The organism is Aquimarina sp. ERC-38 (genome assembly GCF_026222555.1).
In the GTDB taxonomy this organism is placed as follows: Bacteria; Bacteroidota; Bacteroidia; order Flavobacteriales; family Flavobacteriaceae; genus Aquimarina.
The window spans coordinates 3423805-3442044 of the sequence record NZ_CP098511.1 but is presented as its reverse complement, the minus strand read 5'-3'; the positions used below and the strand labels follow the sequence as shown (position 1 = coordinate 3442044).

Sequence of the window (18240 nt, the reverse complement as noted above, 5' to 3'; positions counted from 1 at the left end):
GATAAAATAATTTTTTATAACTACCAAGCAACCCTATTAACTGTTTGTCATCTATTAAAAAAACGAACAGTTATGAAGTCAATCCCGAAGCTATTCTATAGAATAGCCTGTGCCAGTATGCTTTGTCTTGGAACCCAATGTGAACTGGATGTAGTAGATAATGAACGCTTTTTAGTTACAGGTACGCTTGTCGATACCGATGCCAATTCGTTATCAAATATTAATGTAGTTATTTATGCTGCAGATAATAATTTTTTTAATGAATCTAAAGCGGTATTTACTTTTGGACATGCCCAAAGTGACAATAAAGGATTTTATCAGTTCACCTCTTTAGTTCCTAATCAGGCACTTCATATCAGAATCAATCATCCGGAAGAAGCCTTTCACAATGAAGGTATAATTACTAAAGAATTCATAGATTTACCTTCCCCTAGAGTTATAGATTTTAAATTTGATACCGGTCAGGTGATCTTATCAAAAATCACACAAGGAACTTTTAAAATCATCCGGAATACTTCTACTCAAGACACTTTAAATTACCGGGTGTATTGTTCGAACACTATACAGCGTATAAAATTGACAAAACAAGATGACCAACTAGGTAATGAACTATTATGTGCTTCGGGAACGATGTTACCTACAGAAAACGAACAGCTCATCAATTTAGATCGATTAGTAGAAAAGGATACCCTTCGATTTGAGTATTCCCTGCGAAATCAAACTCAACTACTGGTAAATACTTTAAAATTAGTTCCAAATGAAAACCAAACCTATGAATTTGAATTTTAGAAGTATTGTTATCGCTATCTGCCTATGTAAAGTCCTCTCTTATTCACTTAATGGTCAAACCAAACCAGTAGAAAAGCAGGAACAACTTATCACAAAGAACGATAAATCCACAGATTGGGCTCGTATAATATTATCTGCCGCTGTAGGTTATCCTTTGTCCTATGGAGATACCTTTCTTAAAACCTACAGCAAAAAAACATCCCACCACTTTAATGCTACATTTTTTTTGAATCCTAAATACATCTTTGGTTATGATTTTAATATTTATAAAGCTACTACAGATGATACTACGCTTACTGGTAATTTTGATAACGCAACCATCTGCCATTATTATATGAATATGGGGCGACAATTTACAATTCATAATTTTCCTTTGAGTTTTAGGAGTACGCTGGGAGCCGGCTGGGCTAATTATCGCAATGAATTTAAAGGAGTTAATAAATTAAATTTTAAGGATAACGGATTCTCAATGAGTATTACCGGAACTTTGCAATATGAATTTACTCGATTTTTAGGTATTCATATAAACGCTCAATGGATCCGGGATTTTCTAAGAATCGAAACTAATCAGGAGATTCAGTCTTTTTTTGACCGGGCAAACTATGTGTTTTTATACGCCGGAATTACTTTTTCTCTCAGGTAGTAGAATGCTTATATGTAAAATAAAAAGTAAAACTCCCTCCCCTGGGGTGTGCTGCGGTCGGGATGTGCACCATTAATAATTATCTTGTTTCTAGTGTCTATCCCCTACTCCTTCCCTTCAACAGATACTACTTCCTCTTTAGCTAAAGGCTGAATGGTACCACTATATGAAATAACCGTTCGGCTACTGCTATTAATCGTAACCACTCCTTTATTTCCAGGATACAATTGCGCACTTACTTGATAGTTGTCTGTAGAATGATTTTTATCGCGAATTTCAAATTTTAAATCAAAATATCCTTTTTTCTCATTTCGGGTAATCTCTAAATTTTTAGGAATATCTTCAAACTCTATTTGAGCATCCCGACCATAGGCACCTCCAAATCTTCTTTCACCATAAAAAGGTAAATACGCAGCTATGGTATCTCCTTTAATTCTAAAATAATTACCATTACCAATAAGACTAATTTGATTTCCGGTCTGACCCGGTGGTAATAAGCCACTATTCAAAATGGCATTTATCGCTACCGTATTAAGTGGATTAGCCCATTGCATCTGCATTTCCAGGTTTCGGTTTTGTAATAGCTGTTCTACCTTACTTCCTGAAAGTAGTTCTGTATTATTTACCTGAGAGGTCTTACAACTTCCCCATAGCATAGAAACTATTAATAAAACTCCTACTTTAATTAAAATTCGCATTATTTTGTGTTTTTTACAAGATACTCACATCTAAACGTTTAACTAGTTCTATTTAATAAAATTTATACTTCAATTAAAGTCTTACCAGGACTAAAGTGGTTAATAAACGGAAACATTCAACTTTAACCATATTTACTTCCTATTTCGAGACTAGTAAGGATTCATAATATATACTGAAAATGGTTAAAAATAATTTAAATATTTAATAACAAGCTGATTACTAAAACTCTCGTCATTTATACATTAAAACCATTAAAAAATTAAGAATAAGCTTAACGTACATCTTTGGGTAAAAATCTCTTTTTATCAAGATATAATTTTATTGAAGTAATGTCTCCGAAGTTAAAAAAACTACATTTGCCGGATGCTTCAAAAAATCAGACAATTTGAGTTTATAGCCTTAATGGCTTCCTTAATGTCGATCACCGCACTATGTATTGATGCCGTACTTCCTGCATTATCTGATATGGGTAAAGCACTAGGCACAACCCATCCGGCGGATGAACAACTTATCATCACCATGATTTTCTTAGGTATGGGGATTGGCCCTCTAGCTTACGGACCTATCTCAGACAGTGTGGGACGAAAACCTGTAGTCTATATTGGTTTCTTAATTTTTGGAGTAGCCAGTTTACTTTGTGTTTACGCCACTAATTTACAAACAATGATTATCGGTAGAATCCTACAGGGTATAGGATTGTCTGCCCCACGAACCATGAGCATTGCGATGATCCGGGATAAGTATAGTGGGGATTATATGGCGCGTATTATGTCTTTTGTTACCGTCGTATTTATCTTAGTACCTATTATAGCACCAACTATAGGAAAAGGTATTTTAGAATTTTCTGATTGGAAAGGAATTTTCTACGGTCAGCTTCTCATAAGTGTATTTGTTAGCCTATGGTTTTGGCAAAGACAAGCTGAAACCTTACCGACCGCATATAAAACCCCGCTAAGTTTTAAACGGGTACGTTTTGGGTTTAAAGAGGTACTAAAAAACAAACAAGCCATTGGGTATACCTTAATCACCGGTTTTATTGTCGGATCTTTTATGACCTATTTGAGTACGGCTCAACAAATTTTCGAAGTTCAATATGACCTGGCAGATCAGTTTCCATTTGTTTTTGGACTATTAGCTTTTTCCGTAGGAGTTGCCATATTATTAAACGGAGTGTTAGTTCTTAAAATAGGAATGTATCAACTGGTGAAGATTGCGCTATTTACATTTTTTGCAATTTCGCTTACGTATGTGATCCTACTTTACAATTCAGGTAATCCTGTAATAGAAATTCTTATTATCTTTCTTATCGTCCAATTTTTAGCTATCGGTTTCCTTTTTGGAAATTTAAGAGCATTGGCTATGGAACCCATGGGTCATGTAGCAGGTGTCGGTGCATCCGTTTCCGGTTTTATTTCAACCATTCTTGCAGTACCTATTAGTTTTTGGATTGGAACTTTTGTTACTGCTACCGTATTACCTATTTTTATCGGATTCAGCATTTGCGCATTGATTTCGATATTGATTTTAGTATATATTAATAGAGTAACTTAATTTTATTATCATTTAAGTATTCAATATTCGAACTAACGGATTTTATCATTCTTCATAGTAAATATACTTCTGGCTATAAATAGCAAACCCAATATATTTTTCGGATCCTTCTATTTGTAAACTAAAAGCCTTTAGGCTCGAATTTTTTTGAGATTTTATGTTTTGTCAATCTACTAGGTATTTTGTAGCCCATTTTTAAATCTACTAAACTTATTCCAAAGAGTACTATTTTTAAAAATACTTTGACCACTAGGTCTTTCACCTCTAATATATAAAAGAAAGAGTTTTACAAATATTCGTTTGTCCAAATCTTTTAAATCTTTTTAAGGTTGTATTTTACCGACAAAATCAATTTTAAATTCCTACAATAATTTGGAATGATTCCAACATGTATTATGGTTCAAAGCCACTATATATTATCTATAATTGTAGATATCTACAATTATATATATAAAATTTAACTGAGTTATGACTATAGGTTTTATCTATAGTATTAACCTTTAGACAATTTGATTACATCTTTAAATAAAAAAAAGCATTACTGATAATATTAAATTAAAACTTTACTTAACTTTAATAAAAAACTGATATTAAGCATTTTAGATATTTGTATTTATAATGATTTTAATAGCTGACAGAATGACAACACAACCTTAAACAAAATATTACTACATATTAAATGCAGCATAATTTCCGTGGTGTGTAATAGAAAAGGATTGAGGGTATTGTTGTTGGTGATAATGTATATATGGAATCCCCAAGGAATCCTTTACAATCTTAAGATGTTGGATCTGTAGGAAATTCGTTTTTGAGAGATACTTTAATAAAAGTTGACGAACTTCACCTTGAGCTCCTGGGCATATTTGCGAATAACTAATTTTATTTTTTAAATATGCCTGGCTATAGATATACTCCGGATGGATATCAGTAGTAGTAAAGAAAGTATAGTTATCAATAGTAACTACCTCGTTGGTTAACGAACAAATGATTTTTTTGGGTTGATACCAGGATTTACAACGGGTAAGTCTTTGATGGGCTTTATAAGCTGCTTCTTTTTGAGACCATAACATCCAAACGCTATGCTCCGGAACTAAAGAATTTTGAATATAGCTTATTTCGTCATTAGTAAATACCTTTTCTAACCAACCTTTACGTTGCCAGTTACTTTGTTTTCGGGCTAGTGTAAGATTCACTATATCATTCCCGATCATACCTTTGTTCTATTTCTTCTTTTCCTGAATAACTTCTATAGAAGCGCCTACGGTTGTCATGCGGTTCATAGCATCGTTATCTATTTCAATCTGATAAGCATCCTCTACATCAAGTATAATATCTACCAGATTAGCTGAATTAATATCTAGATCTTGTATAAAATCAGTATCTAGGGAAATATTTTCAAAATTTTCCTGATTTTCAACGTATGGAGCTATAATTTCTTTAATTTTTGGAATAAAAAGCGCTTTATCATCCATAGGTTTATCGTGCAAATAGGGTTATTTCTTAAACTTTTTAAAGATAACACATGCATTGACATCACCAAAACCAAAACTAGCTTTTGCGATAATATTTACTGAAATATTCTGAGTTTTTTGCACTATTCTATTCGAATCTACTTGTATTAAAATATCCGCGTGGATAGGTTCGCAATTAATGTTACCGAAGATAAACCCGTGATGCAACTGCAATACGCTAGCAACACTCTCGATACTGCCGGAAGCAGCAATACAATGTCCAATCATAGATTTTAAAGAATTAACATAGGGAAAATCCGAACCGCTTCTATCTAAAGCTTTACTCCAATTGTCAATCTCTACCGGGTCTTTGGTAGTGGCCGTTAAGTGACCATTAATAGCATCAATTTCATTCGGATCAATTTGCGCATTAGCGACAGCTTTTTGGATACATCGTTGTACTGCTTCATTGTTAGGAGCTGTAAGACTACCTCCCTTACGTTGTCCGCCATTATTTACATGTCCCCCCAAAATTTCAGCGTAAATGGTTGCATCGCGTTGTAGTGCACTATCCAAACTTTCGAGTACTAATGCCCCGGCACCACTACCGGGTACAAAACCGGTTGCATCCTGACTCATAGGTCTTGAAGCTTGTTCAGGACGATGATTATATTGGCTGGGTAAAATACGCATAGCGTCAAAGCCTCCCCAAATATAAGGTCCGCTATCGCTAGTACTGCCTACTAACATAACTTCTGCATTTCCGGATTGAATTCGCTCATAACCCAACAAAATCGCCTCAGTACCTGTACTACAGGCTGATGAATTTGTAGTAACCATGTTCCCACAACCTAAAATACCACCTAAATACGCACTGACACCACTAGCCATAGTTTGCAGTACTGTTGTGCTACCCAAACGTCTTACCTTCCCTTCATCTACCTTTAAAATAGCTTCCCGAAATTTACCTACTCCCATGGTACCAGAACCCATAATGATTCCTGCGTCGTAGTTGGGACTTTCGTCTTTTGGAACTACCGGTAGTTTTGCATCTTTCCAGGCATCCATGCCTGCAATAACCCCGTACTCTAAGCCAGTGGCTAGTAAACCCCGTTGTTGAAGTTGAGTAAAGTAATTATTTAAGTAATCTTTGTTATATTTCGGTATACCAGCTACTTGGCATGAAAAATTTAATTTTTCTAATTCCTCAAAATGAGTAATCCCGCTGGTTCCATTTTGAATAGCCTCATTAAAATCAGCTACGGTATGACCATTAGGTGCCACTACACCTAATCCGGTAACCACTACCCTTCTATTTTTCATTAGAAATGGGTACAATCATCCCTGAAATAGTACCCTTTGCTACTAATATATTCAGTTCGTTAAACATTCGTACTTCGCATTTTAGCTTATTAAACCTAAAGTATTGCTTTAAGGAAGTTACTTTTACTTTTTCACTGGGTAATACTGATTTTAAAAACTCCATATGGGTACTACTCATCGCAACCCCTACCTGATTCAGTTGTAATTTCACATCACTAAGATAAATACCCAAACAGACTAATCCGATCTGTGCCATTATTTCAGTAAGGATGACTCCCGGGGTGACTGGGTGGTCTTTAAAATGTCCTTTATAAAAAAACGCATCAGGTTGTAACGTATAATATCCGGTACATCCTTCATCAGAAATACTTTCAATTTTATCTACAAATAAAAATGGTTCCTGATAAGGTAATAAAGAAATAATTTCTTCGGTTGTTTTAATCATCCTCCACAGCCATTTGGTAAAGGTGCGGTCTTCGCCAAAGTTGTATCTGCCTCCAATTGTACTTCTGTTGCCTTAAAACCTTTAGCCACAGAACCACTAAACACATTTCTAGCATATCCTGTATTATTCATATGTACACGAACCAAAACCGAATCTTCCGGATTAATGACAATTTTTCCTCCGGAACGGGTAAAAGGTTGTTCCGCCACATGACTATGAGCGAGAATTCTTCGATATATAAGTGTACCTTCAGCAGTTACGACTTCCCACCAATCCGCATATTGATCACATCCGGTATCCGGACTTTTTATTTCTACGGCAAAAGTATAAGCTCCGGGTTCTCCCTGAACAGTTACATTTGTTACTTGAGCTTCTTCCGTAATATCTACCACTTCAGGATCAGTAGTCATATTTTCCTCATTATCCTTTTTATCATCACCAGAACAAGCAATTACCGGAAAAAGGATTAGACATATCAATACAAATTTTTTCATGAACTAAATTTAAGAAAGTAATTGATATAATGTATTGCATATTACAAACTAATCCGTCACAACCTTTATTTATGTTATAAGATTGAGTACATCTTTTACTATTTTTAGCGCTTTATATAAACCGTTTAAGAAATTATGTGAATGAAAAATAATTTTAAAAAGTTTCTAAGAGATATTATTCCGGTTCTTATTGGAGTATTACTTGCCCTAGCTATTAATAATTGGAATGAAGAAAGAAAGGATAGAAAATATATAGCAAAATTCTTTACTGCTTTAAAAATGGAGTTAAAAGAAACTGATGTGGAAATAACTGAAAAAATACCTAAGCAGAAAATACTTATTGATACATTGAATTCTTACTCGGAAGATGAAACGGTATCCCTTCTTCAAATTATCGAAAAGGCAAAAGGAGTATATGCGCCAGCAATTAGATTAAACTATTGGAAAGCACTATCTAACACAAAAATAGAATTATTACCTTATGAAAGATTATCCATCTTAGCGGATATTGAAGAGGGAAAAGAACTAGTAGAGTACAAATTGAATAAAATTTTAGATTTTATTTACTCCAATTGGACTTCAACTGCTATAGATACAAAGTTGAAAATGAAATTCATGCTTGAAGAATTAATAAGAACACAAGATGAAGTACAAAGAGATATTCGTAAAATTTTAAACGAATGAGGGTTTCTTAAAAATTTGATCTTTTTCCTTTAAAAAAATAACTACATTAAACTTTATACATATTCATCAGCCATTTTAACTGGACTCTGGCAACCTTGTTATTTTCAAATTTAGTAAGGAAGTAATTAACGGTAGCAAACGATATTTGTGAGACTACTAAAACTATCTTTTGTTTTTCCGCTAAAGTTGCAATTTTTGCAATAGAATCATAAAAGGGCTTTCTAATACTAAGAAGGTCTAAAACGACATTTGTATCCAAAAATATTTTACTTCTTTTTGAACTTATTGATACTTTTTGAGTAAATAATTAGAATATTCTTCTTTATAATCAAGATCCGAAGGCATGTTATTTTCAGTTGTCATTTTTTTTACGAATGATGAAATCTCAAAAGTTTCATTTACTTCTTCAGAAGTTATAGCCTGTAAATGTTTCTCTACTATTTGAGAAAGGCTAATTTTTCTTTTAGAAGCATATGCTTTAGCTTTTTAAATAGTATCACTATCTAACTTTAAAGTTAATTCAGTATCCATAATGTCGAATTATATAATTTAAGATAATAAAATTTACGTATTTAAAAAATTTTTGTGATAACATACTATACTGTCAAAGATCAAATACAAATCCTTACAAAAAGTAAAAAATTAAACCCCCTCCCTCAGGGAGGGCTGGGGTGGGAATATGCACCTACCACTCCACTAAAACCCGCTGTGCAGAGAATCCCGGACCAAAACTTAGTAATAATCCGACTTCTCCGGGAGAAGGATTTTTATTTATAAACCTTTCTAAAACGTACAATACCGTAGCACTACTCATATTTCCATAAGCACGTAAGACTTCCTTCGTATCTTCAATATTTTTACCCAAACTTCCGAACAATTCTTCAACGGTCATTACTATTTTTTTTCCTCCCGGATGAAAAATCAAATGATCAACTTGTTCGATATCTTTTCCGAAGGATGCTAAAAAGGGATGAATAATCTTCGGAAAATGACTGGCAATTGTTTCGGGTACTGATTTATCTAAGATCATCTGCAACCCGGTATTGGTTAAATTAAACCCCATCATATGAGTATTATCATAAAAATGGTACATTCCTTCCCCTAAAATCTTAGGACCTATGGCTTCTTCTTCAGAAGATAAAAGTACGCAGGCAGCACCATCTCCGAAGATAGCGGCACTTACAATATTTACCATGCTATAATCTTCTAACTGAAACGTTGCTGTTGGTGCTTCTACTGCAATAACAGCCGCTCGTTTTCCCGGGTTTGCTTTTAAAAAATTATGGGCATAAATCATCCCTGAAACCCCAGCAGCACAACCCATCTCAGTCACAGGTAAGCGCACCACATCCTGCTTAAGTCCTACATCATTGATTAAGTAAGCATCCAAAGATGGAATCATAATTCCGGTACAACTTACCGTAATAATATAATCCAAAGAATCTGGTTTCCAGTCTGCTTTGTGTAAGGCATCAGTCAAAACATTTTTACCTAACTTTTTTACTTCACGGATATAGATATCATTTTTTTCCTGAAATGAAGTGGCTGTAAACACTTCTTCAGGTGCCATGATACTATAACGTTTATCTACCGCAGCATTTTCAAAAATTTTAATGACTTTCCTTTGAAAGCGCTCTTCCTGCGCGTTCATCCATTGTTTGACAAATGGAATGATTTCATCGGTTTGTCGAGAATACGCCGGAAGCGCTTTAGCTATACTTACAATTTTTGTACTCAATCTATTGTTTTATTGATAATATATGAATCAATCCTATAATATTATTTTGCGATAATCCATTCGTAGCGAAATGCCCAACGCCAGGATATGCTTGTATTTTTAAAATTCAGATGTGTAGCATAATTTAAAAAATCCTTTCTAACAAATGCACTTTTTATAGAAACTAAACCATCATGTTTAGCTACCTTACTTTTGATCAAAAACAAACTAAAAATTCTGAAAAAAAAGGAGGCTAATTTATTTCTATGCAAATCATTAATAATAATACTATCAAATACCAGCGTCATACTTTTCTGAAGAATTTTAATAATTTCAGCATCCGGCAGATGATGCAAAGTTAAGGTGCAGATTAGAATATCACATCCATATTGGATTGGGTCCAACGCTTTTAGATCTTTACAAACATACCTGATTTCCGGATAATCTTTACTTTGTTTTATAGCTTGTCGAATCCCTTTTTCACTAATATCCACACCTATAAAGGTTGCAGATATTCTCTTTTTTCTGGCTTTGCCTGCTAATAACCGTAATATCTCTCCGTCCCCACAACCTAAATCTAATATTACGGGATTATCATTTTTTAATAAAAGTATTCGTTTAAAAACCGCATTGATAGTAATTCGATTACCTCCCAGTAACTTATTTACCCTTGATACATCTCTTAATGCCTCATTTAATACTTCCTGATCAATATCCGGATGATCCATTAATTCCCGTTCTGAGCTACGATATTTATAATTTAACATACCATAGGTTTGCCATGTGTTTGCTTGATAATAACCGGCACTAATGCCGGAACCATTTTAGCAAATTTATAAGAAGTTTGTTGAATATGCTTGTTCAATAACATTTTCTGTAAAATTCTACCAGCCCGTAACCGATTGGAAAATTGTTGTTTCCATTCTCGCTTGTACTTGGCGTACATTTGATCTTTAGTTATAATTCCGTCTGCATAAATAGTTAGTATATCTGCAACTAGTTTTGCGCCTTTTATTGCCATTGCCATTCCATTACCGCATAAAGGATGGATAAGTCCGGCTGCATCTCCTACCATTAATATTTCATCTTCTACTAATTTTTTTTTGGCGAAGTTTACCTGGCTTATAGTGATGGGTTTATCAAAGATCATTTCTGAATTATTAAGAAAACTCCGTAGATATTTATTTTCATGCAATACCGAGTATTCAAAATCTTCTAAATTTCTATAGGCTTTAAAACTTTCAAAATGAACAAGGTAACAAACATTAATTTTGTCCTCCTCAACTTTTGAAATTCCGCAATAACCGCCATCAAAATTATGCAAGGCAACTTGTTCTTTAGGAAAATCACCTTGATAATGTGCTTTAACTCCTAACCACGGTGATATCACCGAAGTAAAATCCCGTTGTAAAGCTTTATCTAAATTAGAGCGCTTACCAAAAGCGCCTATGATTAAGTCACAGGTAATTTTCTTTTTATCCTGAAGAATTATAATTTTCTCTTTTTTGTCATTTTTAATTTGAATTGCCTGTCCTTCAATAAAGATTGTTCCTTCTTTTATTGCTTTTTTATATAAATAATGATCTAAGGTGTAACGGCTAACGCCAAAACCACCTGAATTTAAGTTACTCTCAATAGTATTTCCATCTTGTGTACTTAGAAATAGTTTAGAAATTTTGACATCGGTCAGCTCTTTCATATGAATCCCTAGAAACTCAAAATAGGGTAATATCTCATTTGATATATATTCCCCACAAACCTTATGACGCGGAAAGCTGTCTTTTTCTATGAGGGTAACTTGAAATCCTCGTTGGCAAAGGTCAATAGCGCTTACTAATCCTGCTAAACCCCCTCCGATAATTGCAATATGTAATTTCTTTTTCAAGTAGGAAAGATACGTATTTTGAAGTAAAATTTAATAGGAATATAACTGTTTTAAAGGTAAAAAGTATTTCTATGTTACCGTCAGGTCGAGTGGTAAAATTGAGCGTCTCGATGTGACGTTGCTGTATTATAACCTTTTACTTTATAAAATAAAAAATCCGGAGGATTTCAGTGTTACCTGTATCCTCCGGAAGTTTTAAAATGTTTTTTAAAAGTAATGCCTAGTCTACTCCTTGTTTTGCATCTTGGATCATCTTTTCATTAGCAACTACACCAATTTCAACACGACGGTTTTTAGCTCTTCCTTCTGCCGTAGTATTGTCATATTTTGGTAAGGTTTCTCCGTGCCAGTAGGTGGTAATTCGACTACCTGAGATTCCGTTACTTGTTAAATAACTCGTTACGGATTTTGCCCTCTTTTCAGATAAAGCTAAATTGTAAGCATCATCGCCTGAACTATCCGTATGTCCTTCAATAACAATATTTGTATCCGGATATTCTTTAAAAATATTGATAAGTTTATTCAAGTTTTCCTGAGATTGCCCGTTAATATCACTTTTATTTGTAGCAAAGCGTACTCCGCTATTTTCGTCTAAAACTATATCGATTCCTTCACCTACTCGAGTTACTTCCGCCCCTGGTAATTCTTCCTCTATCTTTTGAGCTTGCTTGTCCATTTTTTTACCGATCACACCACCGGCAACACCTCCTACTACACCACCGATTACTGCTCCTAAGGCAGAATTTCGTTTTCCTACATTATTACCGATAACACCACCCAATACAGCGCCGGCCGTGGTACCAATAACGGCTCCTTTTTGTGTTTTATTTGCATTCTGTACCGCATCACAACTTACCAACATGGATAAAGAGATAAAGCCTACTGCTAATTTATTTGTTATTGATTTCATGATTACTTATTTACTTAATTTTTAAATATTTATTGTTGAAGTCTATTAAAATTCATGGTAATTACAAAAGGTGCTCCCTCCATAGAAATGGTTTGTGTCCAGGTCATTTGGTTTTCGTCTAACAAAGGAAGTCCCATCCGGTATCCTCTATTACCATTAGTACTTTTCTTTTTAGCATCAATGGGTTTAAATAAAAAACTAAAATTGCCGTTTGCGTCTGATTCGGGAATGTTAAAACGAAATCTACGATCACCGGTGGAAACACAGCTACTTTGGTTTACGGAATAAAAACCGGTATTATTGTTCGGTATAAAAGTCCATACACTTCCGGTCAAACATTCTGCTGAAGCGTCATCATATAGAATAACATCAAAAATACCTGATCTGCTGTAGGTGATTTTATCTAAAGACCATTGACCTTTAAGCGACCTTTGTACACCATTAATAGTTCTTGTGGTAGCAGAGCAAGATCCTAAGAGGATAAAACTTATTAAAACAACTATATATTTACAGGTTTTCATAGGGGTAACTTCCAAATTTAAAGCTAGATTACGTAATTATCTTAATAAATAAATACGATTATAAATTGATTAATATTGTTTTAACGAAATTATAACTTAGCCTTTTTAAGCCTGAACTCTTACACGATAATCTTTATCCTATACCCAATTAAGACTTATGATTGTTGAGGAACTATTTTTAATACACGTAATAGTAGAATGATCCCAATAATAAAAAATAAAAATAAGAGAAGCACAGCATAGCGCATACTATCTGTAAGTACGTCAACTGTTGCAAAGATTGCCATACCAATGACAATTCCTATCTTTTCAGCTACATCGAAAAAACTAAAATAAGAAGTGGTATCCTGAGTTTCCGGAAGAAATTTAGCATAAGTCGATCTGGATAAAGCTTGTATACCCCCCATCACCAATCCGACTACAGCTGCAGTAGCATAAAACTGTGTTGAGGTTGTTACAAAATAGGCATATAGACAAACAAAAGCCCAAATAAAGTTTAACCCAATTAATGTCTTTACATTTCCGAATTTTGCCGAAGCTTTTGAGGTGAGAACAGCTCCTAGAATAGCTACTAATTGTATGACCAGGATACTGATAATAAGTCCCATGGTTTTTTGATCATCCCCTCCCCAGTCTATTTCTTGTTCGCCGAAGTAGGTAGCTACTAACATTACGGTTTGTACAGCCATGCTATAGACAAAAAATGCACCTAAGTATCTCTTTAATGCAGTTTGAGTAGACAGGTTTTTCCAAACTTTTTGTAGTTCTTTATACCCGTTCCATAATGAATTGGTCACCTCTTGCTCTTTCTTGAAACCTTTAGGTAAATAGTAGTATGTATACTGACTAAAACCAATCCACCAAACTCCCACTAATAAAAATGAATAACGCATACTGATAATAGCATTTTCAAATCCAAAAGTTTCGTAATACAATACCATGGTCAGATTTAAAGCTAATAGCAATACGCTACCTAGATATCCAAGTGAATACCCTTTAGCACTTACTGCATCTTGTTGTTCTTCAAAAGCTATATCTGGTAAATAGGAATTGTAAAAGACAATACTTCCCCAAAAACCTACTAGTGCCAGTATATAGAAAAGTAAACCTGTATAAATAGTTTCTTTAGTAAACCAAAACAATCCGATACAGGATGCTGCTCCCAGGTAGTTAAAAAACTTCATAAAGTTTTTCTTATTCCCGATATGATCGGCAATTCCGGATAAAAATGGGGAAGTCACAGCTACTATAATAAAGCCAAGGGCAGTAGCATAGGTGATCAAAGGGGTACTTCTAATCGTGGTTCCCAAGATAGAAACGCTTTCTCCTTTTTCAAACAATACTCCGTAGAAAATAGGAAAAACCGCCGATACAATAGTTAAACTATATACTGAGTTGGCCCAATCGTAGAACGCCCAGGCGTTTAATAGTTTTTTATCACCTTTAGGTAATGGAACTTTCATACATAATAAAATAAAAACCGTTCCTAAAAGTAAGAACGGCTTCTAAAATACTAATATATTTATAAGAAACTAATAAGTTTACAATTACTTAAAGCTAGTAACACCAAATTTTTTAGCTTCTATCTTTGCAGCAGGAGCCCAAGCGGTTAAGTTTGCGATCCGGGTGTCATTAGAAGGATGCGTACTCATAAATTCCGGTGGTGCTTGTCCACCGCTATTAGCTTTCATACGTTGCCATAGATTTGCCGCCTCGTCCGGATTGTATCCGGCAATAGCCATTAAGGTTAATCCAATTTTATCTGCTTCGGTTTCATGACTACGACTAAAGGGTAACATTACCCCAAACTGGGTTCCTAACCCAAAAGCAGTTCCTACTAGCTGTTGTGTCGCCTGACTTTTACCACTTACAGCCACACTAGTTCCTACAGCTGCTAGTTGTTGTATTTGGCCTGCGCTCATCCGTTGCTGACCATGATTAGCAAGAGCATGAGCTACTTCGTGACCCATAACCGCTGCAATTCCGGCTTCTGTTTTGGCAATGGGCATAATACCAGTATAAAATACAATTTTACCCCCGGGCATACACCAGGCGTTCACTGCCTCATTTTTAACTAAGTTATATTCCCATGAATATCCTTCTAAATATTCCGGATGTCCGTTTGCATTTAACCATCTTTCGGAAGCTTTGGATATTTTTTGACCCACTCTTTTGATCAGTTCTGCTTCATTTGTGCCGGTAACCACTTTGTTTTCTTTTAAAAATTGATCATATTGTTGAAAGGCAGCAGGTAATATTTGAGAATTAGGTACAATAGCTAACGTCTTCTTTCCAGTAAAAGGATTGGTAGCACACGCATTTACAATAGTTAAAACAACTATTAAATATAAAATTTTGGTGATTTTCATGATTGTAATGTTCTATTCTTTATTATAAAAATCAAAATTACAAATATTGTGAAGAGGAAACGTTCCAATCATAAATTATGTTAACTGTTATGGTATGGTTCGTATGTATGATGTGGTAGCAGTATAAGTTGGATAGCTAACAAACTGTTAATAATAAGTTACAAATAACTGTCTGATAAAACAGGGTTGACTATTTACTTTACCAGACCCAGTACTTACCATTTATTAAAAGAGGAAATTTAGTATCGTCACTAAATTTCCTCTTCTCACCTTAATAAATTTCTAAAAACATCTGGAAAAAAGTTAATCAGACATTTAATTTATTCCTGTTTTCACTTCTTTCCTACCAAATGCAGTACATTAAAGTCTTTAGGTACTAATAAAGTTTGTTGTTCCAAATTGTATTCTACTTCAGACAGGTTTACCGTAACGTTATCAATTTCTACCGACTCTAATTGAAAGGGAACACCGATCAATTTAAAGCGCATTTTTTCATATTCGGTAACATAAGAACCTGTGATATGTTGCTGAATGATAACTTCATCTTCTTTTCCGGTAAATGAAAAGCTACGAAGGCTATACCTGCCTTTTGTATAATCATATCCGTCCTGTTCATCTTCATATACCTGAGAAGTTTCCTTATTACCTTTTTTATAGTATAATTCTAATAACAGTTCTTCGATTTTCTTTTCTCCCACATATTGCTGTACCGGATATTTTGGAATAATAGCTCCTTCTTTTACAAATAAAGGAATGGTATCCAACGGAGCGTCTACCCATTGTTCTAAACCACCTTCTACATATTCATGTGTCCAGTAATTGTACCAGTTACCACGTGGAATAAACATTCTTCGACCCAATGCATTAGGTTCCTGGATCGGACACACTAAAATTTGGTTTCCAAAGACAAATTCATCCGTACGGTAATTAGTTTGCGTATCTTCCTGATCGTATAAAACCAAAGATTTTAACATGGGGATTCCTTCGGTTGCATATTCCCAAAACATGGTATATAAATAAGGTAACAATTCGTAACGTAGTGAAACGTATTTACGCGTAACGTCTACTACTTCCGGGCCAAATGTCCAGGGTTCCTGATCACCATGATCTCCGGAAGAATGGGTTCTGCAAAAAGGATGAAATACCCCTAGCTGAATCCATCGGGCATAAAGTTCTCCCGTAGGCTGCTCAGCAAATCCCCCGATATCACTACCGGTAAAAGACATCCCACTCATGCTCATACGTTGCGCCTGTACATTTGCAATGTATAAATGCTCCCAGGTAGCAATATTATCCCCGGTCCAGGAACTGGTATAACGTTGCGCTCCCGAGTAGGCTGATCTTGTAATAACGAAGGGTCGTAAGGGATAAGCAAAGCGCTTAACTCCTTCATACGTAGCCCGTGCCATCTGGGTTCCGTAGATATTATGTGCCTTGCGATGACTACAAGCATTACCATCATAGTCATGGCGTACATCGTTAGGAAAGGTTTTTCCAGGTACGTCCATGACCGCAGGTTCGTTCATATCATTCCAAACGCCCTTTACTCCTATTTCATCTACTAACTCTTTAAAAAGGCCTGCCCACCATTCTCGGACTTCCGGATTGGTATAATCCGGAAAGAAACATTCGCCCGGCCATACTTTTCCGCGCATGTAAGGACCATCCGCACGTTTACAGAAGTAATCTTTTTCTATTGCTTCTTGATAAACCCAATAATCTTCGTCAATTTTAATTCCGGGATCTATAATTACAATCGTTTTAAACCCATCATCTGCCAGTTCTTTTACCATTCGTTTCGGATCAGGGAAATATTCTTTATCCCAGGTAAAACAACGGAAACCATCCATGTAGTCAATATCCAGGTAGATGGCATCACATGGAATTTGTAATTCCCTGAATTTATTAGCAACTTCTTTTACTCGACTTTCCGGATAATAACTCCATTTACACTGATGGTAACCTAATGCCCATAGTGGTGGTAACTCAGGCTTTCCGGTAAGATCGGTATAGCGAGTAATAACTTCCTGCATATCCGGACCATAAAAGAAATAATAATTCATTTCTCCTCCGTGCGCCCAGAAACTGGTTACATTACGACGTTCCTGACAGAAGTCAAAATAGGACTTAAAAGTGTTATCAAAAAACACTCCGTAGGCTTTCTGATCATGCAATCCAATATAAAAAGGAACTGCTTTGTACAACGGGTCCTGATCTTTGCCAAAAGCATATTGATCGGTAGCCCAGTTATGTACACGCTTCCCTTTTAAGTTTAAATGCATCGGCTTATCGCCCAGGCCATAGTAACATTCGCTCTGCGGAGCTACTTTACTCATCTTTACGATATTTCCACCGAACTCATAACTTTGTTCATAGTGAAAGCCTAATTCATCCTGAAGAATAATTTTATCATTATGATCTTTTATCGTTACCCTCATATCCACTTTAGTCACTAAAATCTTTAATTTTTTAGTAACAATTTGATATGAATCTTCTAATTCTTCGACTTCTAGTAAACTGTATCCTTTTACGGCAGTTTCACTGATCGCATAGGAGAAATCCTGTTCAAAATTATTATCAGTAGCATATCGAAAACGAACAACACTCCCCCTTAAAATGGTAATTTGTAATAAGACCCCATTTTCCGAAGCAAAATTGATTTTATCAACCAGGTGAGAGTACGATACTACCTTCCCCGGAAACATATTTCCTTTTACTTCTAATTCCGTATTTAATATCATAACTTTTTTTTTCCAATT

The 18240-nt window shown here is 35.0% G+C and carries 19 protein-coding genes and 1 pseudogene; 4 read left to right on the top strand and 16 right to left on the bottom strand.

Going from position 1 to position 18240, the window contains the following annotated elements; genetic code table 11:
- Positions 1–72 precede the first annotated feature (72 nt).
- Both NBT05_RS14410 and NBT05_RS14405 read left to right on the top strand, forming a co-directional pair.
- Positions 73–789 (top strand): hypothetical protein, encoded by a 717-nt coding sequence (locus NBT05_RS14410; RefSeq protein ID WP_265770566.1) that lies wholly within the window; start codon positions 73–75, stop codon positions 787–789.
- Positions 773–1432 (top strand): hypothetical protein, encoded by a 660-nt coding sequence (locus tag NBT05_RS14405; protein ID WP_265770564.1) that lies wholly within the window; start codon positions 773–775, stop codon positions 1430–1432. The genes NBT05_RS14410 and NBT05_RS14405 overlap by 17 nt, the downstream gene beginning before the upstream one ends.
- A 104-nt stretch (positions 1433–1536) precedes the next feature.
- Here NBT05_RS14405 and NBT05_RS14400 read toward each other — a convergent pair whose 3' ends face one another.
- The gene (locus NBT05_RS14400; protein ID WP_265770563.1) at positions 1537–2130 is read right to left on the bottom strand and encodes a DUF4251 domain-containing protein; all 594 of its coding nucleotides are present in this window, start codon (positions 2128–2130) and stop codon (positions 1537–1539) included.
- 364 nt (positions 2131–2494) lie between these two features.
- On the opposite strand from NBT05_RS14400, the gene NBT05_RS14395 reads away from it, so the two are divergent.
- Complete coding sequence (locus tag NBT05_RS14395) at positions 2495–3682, top strand: multidrug effflux MFS transporter (RefSeq protein ID WP_265770562.1); 1188 nt, start codon at positions 2495–2497, stop codon at positions 3680–3682.
- Between the two features lie 668 nt (positions 3683–4350).
- Here the strand turns inward: NBT05_RS14395 and NBT05_RS14390 are convergent.
- From NBT05_RS14390 to NBT05_RS14370, 5 genes are read right to left on the bottom strand one after another with little or no spacing between them, the layout of a single operon-like run.
- On the bottom strand, positions 4351–4893 hold the full coding sequence (locus NBT05_RS14390; RefSeq protein WP_265770561.1) for a 4'-phosphopantetheinyl transferase superfamily protein: 543 nt from the start codon (positions 4891–4893) through the stop codon (positions 4351–4353).
- Between the two features lie 9 nt (positions 4894–4902).
- Positions 4903–5154 (bottom strand): acyl carrier protein, encoded by a 252-nt coding sequence (locus NBT05_RS14385; protein ID WP_265770560.1) that lies wholly within the window; start codon positions 5152–5154, stop codon positions 4903–4905.
- A gap of 21 nt (positions 5155–5175) precedes the next feature.
- Positions 5176–6456, bottom strand: coding sequence for a beta-ketoacyl-[acyl-carrier-protein] synthase family protein (locus NBT05_RS14380; RefSeq protein WP_265770559.1), 1281 nt, complete (start codon positions 6454–6456; stop codon positions 5176–5178).
- Positions 6446–6901 carry a 3-hydroxyacyl-ACP dehydratase FabZ family protein gene (locus tag NBT05_RS14375; protein WP_265770558.1) on the bottom strand — a complete coding sequence of 152 codons (456 nt, stop codon included), beginning with the start codon at positions 6899–6901 and terminating at the stop codon, positions 6446–6448. Before NBT05_RS14375 ends, NBT05_RS14380 begins: the two co-directional genes overlap by 11 nt.
- Entirely contained in the window at positions 6898–7395 is a 498-nt protein-coding gene (locus tag NBT05_RS14370) for a hypothetical protein (protein WP_265770557.1), read from the bottom strand. Before NBT05_RS14370 ends, NBT05_RS14375 begins: the two co-directional genes overlap by 4 nt.
- Positions 7396–7536: 141 nt before the next feature.
- On the opposite strand from NBT05_RS14370, the gene NBT05_RS14365 reads away from it, so the two are divergent.
- Positions 7537–8079 (top strand): DUF6090 family protein, encoded by a 543-nt coding sequence (locus NBT05_RS14365; RefSeq protein ID WP_265770556.1) that lies wholly within the window; start codon positions 7537–7539, stop codon positions 8077–8079.
- Positions 8080–8125: 46 nt separating this feature from the next.
- Here the strand turns inward: NBT05_RS14365 and NBT05_RS18420 are convergent, their stop codons facing one another.
- The 10 genes and pseudogenes from NBT05_RS18420 to NBT05_RS14320 all read right to left on the bottom strand — a co-directional run bounded on the left by NBT05_RS18420 (position 8126) and on the right by NBT05_RS14320 (position 18222).
- Entirely contained in the window at positions 8126–8338 is a 213-nt protein-coding gene (locus NBT05_RS18420) for a PIN domain-containing protein (RefSeq protein WP_323670461.1), read from the bottom strand.
- 23 nt (positions 8339–8361) lie between these two features.
- Positions 8362–8553 (bottom strand): annotated as a pseudogene (locus NBT05_RS14360) (DUF6364 family protein); the annotation flags it as partial.
- Between the two features lie 211 nt (positions 8554–8764).
- Complete coding sequence (locus tag NBT05_RS14355; protein WP_265770555.1) at positions 8765–9817, bottom strand: type III polyketide synthase; 1053 nt, start codon at positions 9815–9817, stop codon at positions 8765–8767.
- Between the two features lie 41 nt (positions 9818–9858).
- On the bottom strand, positions 9859–10563 hold the full coding sequence (locus NBT05_RS14350) for a methyltransferase domain-containing protein (RefSeq protein WP_265770554.1): 705 nt from the start codon (positions 10561–10563) through the stop codon (positions 9859–9861).
- Positions 10557–11681 carry an NAD(P)/FAD-dependent oxidoreductase gene (locus tag NBT05_RS14345; protein ID WP_265770553.1) on the bottom strand — a complete coding sequence of 375 codons (1125 nt, stop codon included), beginning with the start codon at positions 11679–11681 and terminating at the stop codon, positions 10557–10559. Before NBT05_RS14345 ends, NBT05_RS14350 begins: the two co-directional genes overlap by 7 nt.
- Before the next feature lie 220 nt (positions 11682–11901).
- Entirely contained in the window at positions 11902–12591 is a 690-nt protein-coding gene (locus NBT05_RS14340) for an OmpA family protein (protein ID WP_265770552.1), read from the bottom strand.
- A gap of 29 nt (positions 12592–12620) precedes the next feature.
- Positions 12621–13112, bottom strand: a complete 492-nt coding sequence (locus NBT05_RS14335) for a lipocalin family protein (protein WP_265770551.1) — start codon at positions 13110–13112, stop codon at positions 12621–12623.
- Positions 13113–13267: 155 nt separating this feature from the next.
- Entirely contained in the window at positions 13268–14575 is a 1308-nt protein-coding gene (locus NBT05_RS14330; protein WP_265770550.1) for an MFS transporter, read from the bottom strand.
- Positions 14576–14659: 84 nt separating this feature from the next.
- Positions 14660–15481, bottom strand: a complete 822-nt coding sequence (locus NBT05_RS14325; RefSeq protein ID WP_265770549.1) for a M48 family metallopeptidase — start codon at positions 15479–15481, stop codon at positions 14660–14662.
- A gap of 332 nt (positions 15482–15813) precedes the next feature.
- The gene (locus NBT05_RS14320) at positions 15814–18222 is read right to left on the bottom strand and encodes a glycoside hydrolase family 31 protein (RefSeq protein WP_265770548.1); all 2409 of its coding nucleotides are present in this window, start codon (positions 18220–18222) and stop codon (positions 15814–15816) included.
- Positions 18223–18240 lie beyond the last annotated feature (18 nt).

Coding starts and splice junctions, on each gene's coding strand:
- NBT05_RS14410 (WP_265770566.1), top strand. CDS start 73: ATGAAGTCAATCCCGAAGCTATTCTATAGAATAGCCTGTGCCAGTATG.
- NBT05_RS14405 (WP_265770564.1), top strand. CDS start 773: ATGAATTTGAATTTTAGAAGTATTGTTATCGCTATCTGCCTATGTAAA.
- NBT05_RS14400 (WP_265770563.1), bottom strand. CDS start 2,130: ATGCGAATTTTAATTAAAGTAGGAGTTTTATTAATAGTTTCTATGCTA.
- NBT05_RS14395 (WP_265770562.1), top strand. CDS start 2,495: ATGCTTCAAAAAATCAGACAATTTGAGTTTATAGCCTTAATGGCTTCC.
- NBT05_RS14390 (WP_265770561.1), bottom strand. CDS start 4,893: ATGATCGGGAATGATATAGTGAATCTTACACTAGCCCGAAAACAAAGT.
- NBT05_RS14385 (WP_265770560.1), bottom strand. CDS start 5,154: ATGGATGATAAAGCGCTTTTTATTCCAAAAATTAAAGAAATTATAGCT.
- NBT05_RS14380 (WP_265770559.1), bottom strand. CDS start 6,456: ATGAAAAATAGAAGGGTAGTGGTTACCGGATTAGGTGTAGTGGCACCT.
- NBT05_RS14375 (WP_265770558.1), bottom strand. CDS start 6,901: ATGATTAAAACAACCGAAGAAATTATTTCTTTATTACCTTATCAGGAA.
- NBT05_RS14370 (WP_265770557.1), bottom strand. CDS start 7,395: ATGAAAAAATTTGTATTGATATGTCTAATCCTTTTTCCGGTAATTGCT.
- NBT05_RS14365 (WP_265770556.1), top strand. CDS start 7,537: ATGAAAAATAATTTTAAAAAGTTTCTAAGAGATATTATTCCGGTTCTT.
- NBT05_RS14350 (WP_265770554.1), bottom strand. CDS start 10,563: ATGTTAAATTATAAATATCGTAGCTCAGAACGGGAATTAATGGATCAT.
- NBT05_RS14340 (WP_265770552.1), bottom strand. CDS start 12,591: ATGAAATCAATAACAAATAAATTAGCAGTAGGCTTTATCTCTTTATCC.
- NBT05_RS14335 (WP_265770551.1), bottom strand. CDS start 13,112: ATGAAAACCTGTAAATATATAGTTGTTTTAATAAGTTTTATCCTCTTA.
- NBT05_RS14330 (WP_265770550.1), bottom strand. CDS start 14,575: ATGAAAGTTCCATTACCTAAAGGTGATAAAAAACTATTAAACGCCTGG.
- NBT05_RS14325 (WP_265770549.1), bottom strand. CDS start 15,481: ATGAAAATCACCAAAATTTTATATTTAATAGTTGTTTTAACTATTGTA.
- NBT05_RS14320 (WP_265770548.1), bottom strand. CDS start 18,222: ATGATATTAAATACGGAATTAGAAGTAAAAGGAAATATGTTTCCGGGG.